This window comes from Mesorhizobium sp. Cs1299R1N1, from assembly GCF_037179655.1.
GTDB lineage: Bacteria > Pseudomonadota > Alphaproteobacteria > Rhizobiales > Rhizobiaceae > Mesorhizobium > Mesorhizobium salmacidum.
This window is the reverse complement of sequence record NZ_JAPYKR010000027.1, coordinates 18,959-30,147: the sequence shown is the minus strand read 5'-3', so window position 1 is coordinate 30,147 and position 11,189 is coordinate 18,959. Positions and strand designations below refer to the sequence as shown.

Here is an 11,189-nt window from a genome sequence, read left to right as displayed (position 1 = left end):
CCGAGGAGTGGAAGCGACCGCCGCGCGAGTGGTTCGAGGCCAAGACCCAGTTCGCCGTCGTGTTCGGCGAAAGGTTCGTCAGCCAGTGACGAAAACCGGCCTCGCGCACAGAATTCCTGACAGTCCCATGCCAGGGTCAAGACCGACAAGATGGATGCCGGCGTTCTAGCGCAACTTCACGCCAGCGGCGTTCTGCCGGAGGTCTGGGTTCCCGATGAGCGGACTGAGCGACTTCGCCGCCTCGTCGCGCGGCGCAACCAGGTTGTGCGGCATCGCACGCGAGTGAAGAACGAGGTGCATGGCATCCTGCAGGCGCACCTCGTGCCGAAGTGCCCGCATGCCGATCTGTTCAACCGTAGGGGTCGCACCTGGCTCGAGCGGCAGGTGCTTCCCGACGACGAGCGGGCCGCTATCGCCCGCCACATCCGCGAGATTGATCGCCTGGCCGAGGATCTGGCCGACCTGGACGGTGATATTGCCCGGGAGGCGGTTGACGATGTGCAGGTCCGTCGCCTCCAGACGATCACCGGCGTCAACGGAACCGTTGCCACCGGCATCATCGCGGCGGTCGGCGACATCAGGCGCTTCAGCGAACCGCAAAAGCTGGTGAGCTACTTCGGCCCAATCCGCGTGTGCGCCAATCCGGTCTTGGCCTGGCGCAGTACGGCCGGATCATCAAGCACGGGCGCTCCTATGCCCGCGCCATGCTGGTCGAGGCGCCTGGGCGGCGGCGAAGGCGCCCGTGCCGCTCAGGGCCTTCTTTCTACGCATCCGCAACAAGCGTGGCCATCAGGTCGCAGCCGTGGCGGTCGCGCGCAAGCTCGCGGTGTTGATCTGGCATCTGCTGACGAAGGAGCAGGACTACTTCTGGGTTCGCCCGGCGCTGGTGGCGGCAAAGCAGAGGCAGCTCGCTCTCAAGGCTGGCGCGCCGGGCGAGCGCGGTGTCGGTCGCCGCGGTTCGGCTTATGCCTACAACGTGAAGGAGTTGCGAAACAGCGAGAAAGCCGCGGCCGAGAATGCCGAGCGTGCCTACGAGCTGATGGTTCAGCATTGGCGGCCACGCGGGCCGACGCGGCGCACGGACGCCACAAAGGAGGAACGACTATAACGGCTGCGTGGCGGCACTCTCATCCTCGTGCACCGCTCTTTGCCACGTGGTCGTCCGTGTGTTGTCCGACCGAATCGGTTACGGTTGCAACCTAACAGTCGGACACGGTTGCAACCTAAAAGTTTGCCGGAGTAGGCTCGCTCAGATGAATTTTGATGTGAGGCTCACGTGGACCCGCGAAATGGCAATCCATTCCGTGTAACAGCTTTGGGGCAGGTGCAGGACGCCGGCTTGGAAGAGGGGCAAGCTGGCCAGGTCGGGCAACTGGGCTTTCAGAGCCACGTGGCCGAGGCGCGCCGAGCCGATCCGTTGCAACGGGTTCGCGATGCGGAGCCAGTTTCTTCAGGCGGCTCTCACGAGCCCGGCCGCCGGGCTGCCCCGTCCCCCAGATCAGACGGGGTTCCCGAGGCGCTCCGGCCGCTGTTCGATGATCGAGCCGACGAGCCGCCAACCAATCCAGAGGAGCTTCTGCGACTGGAACAGGGGTTTCGCGAGGTGCTTCAGCGACGGCAGGATGATCAAGCCGCCTCTGCGATCAAGGATGCCATAAACGTCTCATTCGCCGGCCCCAGAGGCTTCGCCCATGGGGCTCAACGTATCCCAGACGCGATGCTCTCTTCTTTGGACCGCGATGGCCTCTTGCCGGATGCGGGCCAGGCCCGGCAAGTTGAGCAGCACGTGGCCGAGGCGCGCCGATCCGATCCGGCTCCTGTCGCGAGTGGCGCCCATAATGCTCGCTATCCCCATCTGTCCGGCGAACACCGGGACTTTATTGATCAGGCGATCACTCAGGTTGCGGCTCGGAAACACTATAGCGACAAAACGGCCCGTAGCTACAGGAATGCACTTTGCCAATTGGCGAATGATCGCGGCGCTCGTGGCCAAGCGGTTGATCTAAAAAATCACCAATCCCTGGTCGGTCATGTCGATGCTTTCTTTCCGAAAAGCCTTCTGATGAAGCCGGCGTTGAACGTCCTCCGTGCGTATTATGAGAGCCCGGGCTATTCAGCCTTCTATCCCGATCTGTCCGCCGAACACCGGGGCCTTATTGATCAGGCGATCACTCACGGTGCGGCTCGGAAACACTATAGCGAGGAAACGGTCCGTAACTACAGGAATGCACTTTGCCGATTGGCGAATGATCTCGGCGCTCGTGGCCAAGCGGTTGATCTAAAAAATCACCAATCCATGGTCGATCACGTCGATGCTTTCTTTCCTAAAGACAATGCCATGAAGAAGGCGTTGAACGTCCTCCGTGCGTATCATGAGCGGGGCGATTCAGCTACTGCCGGGCGGCCCGCGCCCTCAGACGCGCATGTCTTAGAACAAGTGGCCAGTGACAGCAGGTTGGCCTCAAGCACCCGTGTTCGCTATGGTCATAGTCCTCGCAAATTAAGGGCTCCAGAACCCGCCTCGCCAGCGACCGCCAGGCTGTCAGACACCTATCGCGGTGTTCCGTTGGTCTATCTGACCACCTCCTCCGATGCTCAGATCGGAGCTTTTCCGTCAGGCTCGTCCAACCTCCCTGAGGGGGCGGTGCTCGGCGCCGACGAACTGCTGAGCGACGCCCATATCCACAGGGATTACCGGTTGCTGGAGCAGGACCTGCAGGAGGCCCATCCAGCGCTCGCCGCCCGAACGCGGCTGGTGGATGCGATCGTCTCCCATCACCTGCGCCGTCACGACGTGGACGTGCAAGGTAGGTTGCCGTCCATCTATCATCAAAACGGCGCCCCAGCCGACTTCGTGTTCCTGCCAGTGAACAGTGCCGATCCTATGGATCCGGCGCCGGATCCTAAACGCGTCGATCATTGGTCGCTGCTGCTCGTTGATCGCCGCGACCCGAAAAAAGCGGTGGCCTATCACTACGATTCCATCCAGCAAAACGGACAGGGATACAACCACGCGCTTGCACGAGAGCTTGCAGCAAGACTGGACGCGACCACCCTGGTGACACCCGCCATGGCGCGGCAGAACAACGTTGTTGATTGCGGCGTCTTCGTGGTGGACGGCACGCGCGAGCTGGTTCGTCGATTGGCCAACGAAGAGTGGCCAGACCAGCAGCTGCCGCTGCACCTCAACTACCTCGCCGCCGACCGGCAGGCGCTGCAAAACCGACTGAGGGAGGAGCGCCTTCCGCACGAGCCTGCCGCAATCCCCGCGGAAGCTTTTTTGCCAGCTGGGTCGCAGGTGCAACACGCCGTCTTGCAAGAGCAGCAAGCCCGACAAATCGCGCCAGCGCCGTTTGAACGGCACTTGGGCAAGACGCGCGAGGCCCAGGACGAGCTGACGAGTACACTTGACAGGAGCAACCTCGTGAGCAGCGGGGGCATGATCATCAACAACGAACATTACACAGCGCTGTTGATACCGGCGAAGAGGCAGAGGACTGATAATCCGCCAAGCCTCGCCATGGGGCGGCAGCTGAGCGAAGCAACCACAACGTCCATCAGCCAAGCCTCCGATCAAGCCCGAGCGGACCTAATCGCTTCCGTCAGAAGCAGAGAGCGCTCCGCAGGGCGTTGAGTGCTATGGCTGGGGTAAAGCAGAACAGCCCTCTTGACGAAGAGGTGCTGATGCCCGGCATGGCCTAATCGGCCCGAAGCTGATGAGGTGGAACGGCCTTCTCAAAGGGCAACGAATGCCTGACGTGGTCGTGTTGAAACGCCACAAAGAGGAAGGACCGCTCCATGGAGAAGATTACCACAGGCGGGCTCGATCTGGCCAAATCCGTTTTTCAGGTTCATGGCATAGCCGACGAAGAAGGAACCGTGATTGTTCGTCGTGCACTGCGTCGGTCGCAGGTGCTGGACTTCTTTCGCAGCGCATTATTGGGCTTGGGAAATCCTGGCCCTGTGGCATACGGTTCGGCTGATGCCACCGGCGTGAAGGCCTACCTCAAACGCAACAAAACTGATGCTACAGACGCCGAAGCTATCTGCGAGGCAGTCACGCGGCCGACCATGCGCAATGTTCCGTAAAACACAGGCCGAACAGGCTGCTGGAATGTTGCTCAGCGCGATACGCTTGAAGCGACCGGTCGCTTCCCAAGCCTCGCACATAATGTCTTGCGCGGCATCAGCCGGGTCGCTCCCACGCTGTCCGCCGAAAGACCTGCCATCAACCCCTCCATGCCGCGCCGGGTCCGGTATCGGAGGCAGAGCATCGTCATTTTCCGGCTTCTTGGATTTTGCCGTTGCCTTCTTTCGGGGCTTCTTCGATGCAGGCATTTCAATATCCCCCTTCGATGGGTCACGCCGCTTGTCTGCTCAAAATCGATCCTCATTGGACCTTTTCCAAGTTAAAGACGAAAGATGCTGACATCCTGGATGGCGCCAGCAACAGCCGAAACGAATGTGCGCTCGTCGCCTCGCGTCGGGATAAAAAGACCGGCATGAGCGAACGCGGCCTGCGGCCTGCTGCTCGACCGGCTGGTCGAGCTCGGCGCCGTGCGCGAGCTGTCCGGTTTCGTATTTACGGCTCTAGCGCCGATGGCGGCTTCGAAGAAACGGAGGCGAAGGCCTCTTTGATCGGGAGCTCGATCAACTGCCTCCGGAGGCGCGCTGGCGCGAGCGGATGAATCGCGCCGAGGCGACAATCTTCGCGGCCAGCGAGCCGGTCTGCCGCGAAACGCTTGCCCGCATCGTGGGAAGAAGCTGCAGCATCGATCGTTTGATCGATGATTTTGCGCGAGGAACTGCGCGGCCGCCCTTATAACCTGGTCGCCGTCGCCGGCGGCTGGAAGCAGCTATGCCGACCCCATCCGCGCTGTCGGCAACGAGAAGGCCGTGCACCTGACGCAGGCGGAAGTGGTACTGATGTGCATCGCCTATTTCCAACCGATCACGCGTGGAGAGCTGTCGTCTTTCTTCGGCAAGGAGGTTTCTCGCGACCTGATCGGCCAGCTGCGCGGCGCCAGCCTGATCGTGTCCGGTCCGCGCAGCCCGACCGCCCGGCGCGCCCTACACCTATGTCACGACGAAAGAGTTCCTGCTCGAGTTCGGCCTCGATACGCTGCGCGACCTGTCCGATTTCGAGGCGCTCGAGGATGCCGGACTGCTCAGCAAGGAGAAGCTGCTGGCGGGCGACATCATGCCAGAGTTGGCTGGCGGCCAAGAGGACGGCGGAGTGGAAATGGAGGAATAGCAGGCGCTCTGCCGATGCCGCGACCGCCCGCCCGGCCGGCCGTGATTTGTCAGTCTCCTGTCCGCGCGGCAGGTCAGTCGCAGTCGGAAACCAAGCGGCAGATCCACAAACAACAAGAACGGCACCGTTGCTTTTCGTTGGTCTGCTTCTTCGTTTGCGGCTACGAATGCCGGGCGAGGCGATGTTAGTCGTCACAAATGCGCGGCGCGCCGACCATGCGAAACCCTTCCGGCCACCTACATTGTCCATAAAATCGGACGGTCAGTTCCAAGAAGAAGGGTTTAAGGCCTTCCCCGGGGCGTTTATTCCAATGCGAACCCCGCTCGAACCTTAGGGACGCGACATGACCTCGAACCCCTCCTGGCTTCTCAAGCACTTTCCGGCCGGCATGCCCGCTCTCGACGATTTCACGTTGGAAGATCGGCCAGTGCCGGTTCCACGCCCCGGCGAACTGCTCGTCAGAACACTTTGGCTGTCGGTTGATCCGTATATGCGCGCCCGGCTCAGTCCGGCAAAAAACTACGCGGCGGGTCTACGGATCGGCGACCTGATGCAAGGGGGTGGCGTCGGGGAGGTGGTGGCCGCGGAGGCGCCGGGCTTCAAAGCCGGTGACATAATCCTGGCTGACGATTTCGCCTGGCAACCTTTCACGACAATTGCCGCCAAGACAGCCACCGTGCTCGACCCAAACGATGTTCCGGTACAAACGTTGCTTGGCCCCCTCGGCATGCCGGGGCTGACTGCTTATTTCGCGCTGCTGGATGTCGGCCGGCCGAAGCAGGGCGAGACCGTTTTAATCTCGGCCGCTTCCGGAGCGGTGGGCCAAATCGCCGGCCAGATCGCTCGCATCAAGGGCCTCGATCCGGTGGCCGTGGTGGGAAGTGACGCGAAAGTTGAATGGTGCAAGAGTATCGGCTACCGGACCGGCATCAATCATAGGACGGCGCAGGATCTGACCAAGGCAGTCGCCGCCGCCTGCCCGAATGGCGTGGATGTGTTCATGGACAATACGGCCGGGCCGATCCATGATGCGGCCCTGTTGAATATCAATCTGTTTGGTCGCATCGTCGTCGTCGGCACCGTGGCGTTGGCGGACCGTTTCGACCAGCCTGATATCGGTCCCAGGTATCTGCGCCGCATCCTGGTGTCACGTGTCCGTATCGAGGGTTTTTTGCTGGATGACTTTGAAGCCGCCTATGGAACCGCAAAGGCGCAGCTCAGCGAATGGTACAAACAGGGCTCGCTGGAAATCCGCGAGGACGTTTCGGAAGGCATTGAGACAGCGCCTCAAGCCTTCATCCGCATGCTCAAGGGCGAGAACTTCGGCAAGCAGCTGGTAAAGCTGTAGCCGGCGTCAGGCGAGCGCACGCCCCAATGGGGAGAAGTCATAGGCATCGACATAGTCGCGGAATACGGTCTGAGCTTTGGACTGGTTTTTCCGATCAGGAAAGATCAGCGCCACATCGTAAGGCGCAAGATCCCAACCGGGCAACACCCTGATCAGGCGGCCAGCGGCGAGGGCCTGCCTTTCCTTCCGACTTTGCCCGCTTAAGGCCGGACTGCGTGCGTTCGATAAGAAGGTCGCGCTCGAACTGAGCGACGGCGTTGATGATGTTCATGGGCATCTTGCCCGCGGAGCTTGCGAGATCGACACCGCCCAGAGCGAGGCAGTGAACCCGGACACCCAATTCCTCCAGTTTCCCTACTGCTCACATCGATAGCGTCCCGACCAAGCGGTCGAGCTTTGTCACGATGAGCACCTCGCCGGCTTCGAGCTTGTCCATGAGCCGGGTGAAGCCCCGGCGCTGCGCAATCGCGACACTGCCAGAGACCGTTTCAGTAGCGATCCGGCGTGGCTCGATGTGGAAACCGGCCGCCTCGCTAGAGGCCATCGGCGCGATGTTTGCATGGAGTAAAGAAATGGCTCGGCGGAAGCTCCTCAAGATTCAGGATCGGCAGGAACTGTTCGGCGTGCCGACCGGTGAAGACAGCCTGATCCGCCACTATACTCTGTCTCCGGCCGATCGGCTGGAGATCGCAGTCTGGAGGCGCAAACATAGCCAGTTCGGCTTTGTTGCCCAGCTTTGCATGCTGCGATATCCGGGCAGGACGCTTATGGCGAATGAATCACCGCCGCCGGCAATGCTCAACTATATTTCCGAGGTCGATCCGGAAAGCTTCAGCTCCTATGCGAGGCGAGAGCCGACCCGGCTGGAACACGACCGGATGCCCGGCAGGCTGAAGCTCGCCCGGCGCAAGGAGCGCCTGGAAAGGCGCTCCTTGCGTCATGTGGTCTCGACTGGCGCGGTGGCTGACGCCTCGACTCACTGAAGACAGTCCCGTCGGGAGTCTCGCCTACGGTTCAGTGGCCATGGGTTATCTGGCCGGCGACCATAGCGGCGACCGACTCTTACATGCGTTGGCGCGCCGGAAGAGTCACCCTGCCGGGTCGCAGAAGCCTGAGCGCATTCATCGTCACCAGGACCGTTGCCCCGGTATCAGCCAGAATCGCCGGCCACAGGCCGGTGATGCCGAGGATCGTCGTCACCAGGAAGGCCGCCTTGAGCCCGAGCGCGATCGCAATGTTCTGCCGGATGTTGGCCATGGTGCGTTTCGACAGGGCGATCAGGTCAGCGACATCGCCGATCCGGCCGCGCAGCACAGTCGCATCGGCCGTCTCTAGCGCCACATCCGTGCCGCCGCCCATGGCAATGCCGATGTCGGCCGCCGCCAGCGCCGGCGCGTCGTTGATGCCGTCGCCCACCTTGGCGACGAACAGGCCCTGCTTTTGCATCTCGCCGACAATCCGCTGCTTGTGCTCGGGAAGCAGCTCAGCGCGGGCCTCGATCCCAAGCTCGTTGCCGATCGCCTCGGCCGTGCGCTGGTTGTCGCCAGTGAGCATCACGGTCCTGATGCCGGCCTCCGTCAGACGCTTGAGGCCCGACCGGGCGTCGTCGCGCGGTTCGTCGCGCATGGCGAGGGCCCCGGCGGCACTGCCGCCAACGAGCAGCACCGAAACGGTCTTCCCTTCATCGTTGAAGGCGGCGATCCGCGCCATTTGGTCGACGGACAGCGGAGCACGCTCGCCGGCCGCCGCCGGCGAGCCGAGGAACGCCTCGAAGCCCTCGACGGTGCCGGTCACCCCCTTGCCGCCGATCGCTCTTGCGTCGACGATCTGGGGGATCGCAACGTTGTCCCCGGCCGCCCGGTCCAGAATTGCCTTTGCGAGGGGATGATTGGAGCTGGCCTCGAGCGCCGCCGCGAGCCGCAGCACCTCCCTCTCCGGATGATCAAACCGATGATGTCGGTCACGCGCGGCCTTCCCTCGGTCAGCGTGCCCGTCTTGTCGAGCGCCACCGCGGTCACCCTTCGGAGGTTCTCCAGAACGGCACCGCCCTTGAGCAACAGCCCGCGTCGGGCCGCGGCCGACAGCGACGCCGCGATTGCCGCCGGCGTGGATATCACGAGCGCGCAGGGGCAGCCGATCAGCAGGATGGCAAGTCCTTTATAGATCCACTCGCTCCAGGCGGCTCCCCCAACAAGCGCAGGCATGACGGCGATCAGGGCCGCGACAACGACGGCGCCAGGCGTGTAGTACCGGGAGAAGCGGTCGATGAAGCGCTCGGTCGGGGCTCTTGCTTCCTGCGCCTCCTCAACCAGCCGCACGACGCGCGCGATGGTGTTGTCGGACGCGGCCGCCGTGGCGCGGATGCGCAGCGCGGCCTCACCGTTGACGGTGCCCGCGAACACGGTGGACTCCGGCGCCTTGTGGACCGGCGTGCTCTCCCCGTGACCGGCGCTTCATCGACCGAGCTCTCGCCCGAGATCACCACCCCGTCGGCCGGGACGCGGTCGCCGGGCCGAACAAGGATGGTCGAGCCGACGGCCAGGCTGTCGGCGGGCACCTGCTCCGTCTGGCCGTCGCGCTCGACCAGCGCCGTCTTCGTCCTCAGAACGCAGGATATAATCAGCAAAACATATTTCATGCCCGATCGTTCCCCCCAGAAGCATCGGATCAAAGACAGGGTGTCACCATGATCTATCGCGATCCGTGGGCAACTCCGCTGGCGGGACCCAAACAGAATTCTTTAAGGCCCCTCAAGCCAACGCCCGGCAGGCTGGATTCTCCATCTTCGCAGCCAGGCGCGAAGTCGCTGCAGTCGATGCGGAGAACATCCACACAGGGGCCCTATTCCGACCGCTTCAGCGCGAGCACCGTCTCTATGCCCGAACTGTTCTGCTGCCCGCGCCGAAGCATTGATGAGACAACGTCGGCAGGTACCGGCCGGCTGTAAAAGAACCCCTGCACTTCGTCGGCACACCTCTCTTGGTTCAATAGCGCGGCCTTCTCGTGGCTATCTACCCCTTCGACAGTAACGGTCACACCGATCTCAGCAGCTATTTTAGAGACCCCCCGAAGGATGTTCAGGGCCTTTTCATTGGCACACGCGTCATCGATGATCGTTTTGTCTACTTTGATCTTGTCGATCGTGAACTGGCGCAAGTAATGTAGCCCGCAATAACCGGAACCGAAGTCGTCGAGGGCAATCCGGATGCCACTCCGGCGTAATTCGTTCAGGATCGGATTGATGAAGGTCGTATCACTTATAAGGACCGATTCCGTGATCTCGAGGTCGAGTCTATGGGGATCCAATTGGATGTCAGCCAAGGTCCGGTTGACCACGGACTCGATCTCACTGCGAAAGAACTGAACTGGAGACACATTGACGGCGACGCGCACATGGGCAGGCCAGTCCCGGCATGCGAGGCATGCTTGTTGGAGCACCCACTCTCCTATTTCCACAATGGTGCCCGTGCGTTCGGCAATAGGGATGAATTCGCTAGGGGTAATCGTCGTGCCATCAGGCAACGTCCACCGGAGCAATGCCTCGACGGACTGAATGCGCGCTGGGTGCGCTCTTTGAACGATCGGCTGAAACAGAAGAGACAATTGCCTGTCTGAAATGGCAGTCGATAGCGCGACTTCCAGGTCTCTGCGCCTGCTCGCAATCATTGCCATCTGCGGGATGAACAGTTCACCAAATGTGCCTCTGGCTTTTGCCTTGTAGAGAGCCAAGTCCGCGGCCTTGAGGATTTGGCTGGCATCACTTCCGTGAAGCGGCGCTATCGCCGATCCCACAGTGACGTTGACAACAACGTGCTGGCTATCCAACTCGTAAGACCTGGACACTGCATTTCTGATCCGCAGCGCAAAGTCAACGGCCTCGGATTCCACCGAGACCTCGCTTTGCACAACGACGAATTCGTCGCCTCCGAATCGCGCAACAAAGTCGCTGGCACCGATGAGGTCTCGAAGATTGGCCCCAACCGCGTTCAACACCGCGTTGCCGAAGTCGTGACCAAGGGAATCATTGACCTGTTTGAACCTGTCGATGTCAAAAAAGTGGACGGCAAAGCCTCGCTGCTGTCGATGTGGAACCATGCGCGCCTGCAGTTCTTCTGAAAGTGCGAACGAGTTCGGCAGTTTTGTCAGGTGGTCGGTGAGGGCTTGGTGCCTGATCACGCTATTGGCAAGGCGCAGCCGATATGAAGTCCGATATGTTGGATAGAGAAAAATCGGCGCCAATATGGCCGAAATAAATAGTGCGGCAAAAATCTGGTACCAAATAGTCGGATAGTAAATCCCAATGACAACATATAAACCGGCTGCCATTGCGGTTGCGAGAATAATCACCAGAATGGACTGAATTAGCGTTAGCCGCGCCGGCTCGCAGTCCAGGCTGCCATCGAAAATTGCTCTGGCGTTTTTCCACATGAAAGGAAAGCTTACGCTAATGTACTAACTAAAAGTTCCGTCCAAATGCTAAACTCTTACTTATCGGCGACGGCCAGGACGGCGCCGCGGATGCCTATACCTGCATGGTCTCGGTTGTCGGCCGTCCGCGCCCCATGCCGGCAATGCCAATTTGCAAGG

At 61.3% G+C, this 11,189-nt stretch carries 3 protein-coding genes and 6 pseudogenes; 6 read left to right on the top strand and 3 right to left on the bottom strand.

Annotated elements, in window-relative coordinates; genetic code table 11:
• Nucleotides 1-123: 123 nt before the first annotated feature.
• From O7A70_RS34350 to O7A70_RS31545, 5 genes and pseudogenes are all read left to right on the top strand, one after another.
• Nucleotides 124-1,108: pseudogene (locus O7A70_RS34350) on the top strand (IS110 family transposase); the annotation flags it as partial.
• Between the two features lie 168 nt (nucleotides 1,109-1,276).
• Nucleotides 1,277-3,634 (top strand): hypothetical protein, encoded by a 2,358-nt coding sequence (locus tag O7A70_RS31560; RefSeq protein WP_337143835.1) that lies wholly within the window; start codon nucleotides 1,277-1,279, stop codon nucleotides 3,632-3,634.
• Between the two features lie 164 nt (nucleotides 3,635-3,798).
• Nucleotides 3,799-4,086: pseudogene (locus O7A70_RS31555) on the top strand (IS110 family transposase); the annotation flags it as partial.
• A gap of 598 nt (nucleotides 4,087-4,684) precedes the next feature.
• Nucleotides 4,685-5,254, top strand: a pseudogene (gene scpB, locus O7A70_RS31550) (SMC-Scp complex subunit ScpB).
• 343 nt (nucleotides 5,255-5,597) lie between these two features.
• Nucleotides 5,598-6,602 carry an NADP-dependent oxidoreductase gene (locus O7A70_RS31545; RefSeq protein WP_337143834.1) on the top strand — a complete coding sequence of 335 codons (1,005 nt, stop codon included), beginning with the start codon at nucleotides 5,598-5,600 and terminating at the stop codon, nucleotides 6,600-6,602.
• 94 nt (nucleotides 6,603-6,696) lie between these two features.
• On the opposite strand, the pseudogene O7A70_RS31540 reads toward O7A70_RS31545, so the two are convergent.
• Nucleotides 6,697-7,146, bottom strand: a pseudogene (locus O7A70_RS31540) (recombinase family protein).
• Between the two features lie 28 nt (nucleotides 7,147-7,174).
• Between O7A70_RS31540 and O7A70_RS34345 the strand changes: the two are divergent.
• Nucleotides 7,175-7,474: pseudogene (locus O7A70_RS34345) on the top strand (DUF4158 domain-containing protein); the annotation flags it as partial.
• Nucleotides 7,475-7,664: 190 nt separating this feature from the next.
• Here the strand turns inward: O7A70_RS34345 and O7A70_RS31530 are convergent.
• Both O7A70_RS31530 and O7A70_RS31525 read right to left on the bottom strand, forming a co-directional pair.
• Nucleotides 7,665-9,198 (bottom strand): annotated as a pseudogene (locus tag O7A70_RS31530) (heavy metal translocating P-type ATPase); the annotation flags it as partial.
• Between the two features lie 245 nt (nucleotides 9,199-9,443).
• The gene (locus O7A70_RS31525) at nucleotides 9,444-11,030 is read right to left on the bottom strand and encodes a putative bifunctional diguanylate cyclase/phosphodiesterase (protein WP_337143832.1); all 1,587 of its coding nucleotides are present in this window, start codon (nucleotides 11,028-11,030) and stop codon (nucleotides 9,444-9,446) included.
• Nucleotides 11,031-11,189 lie beyond the last annotated feature (159 nt).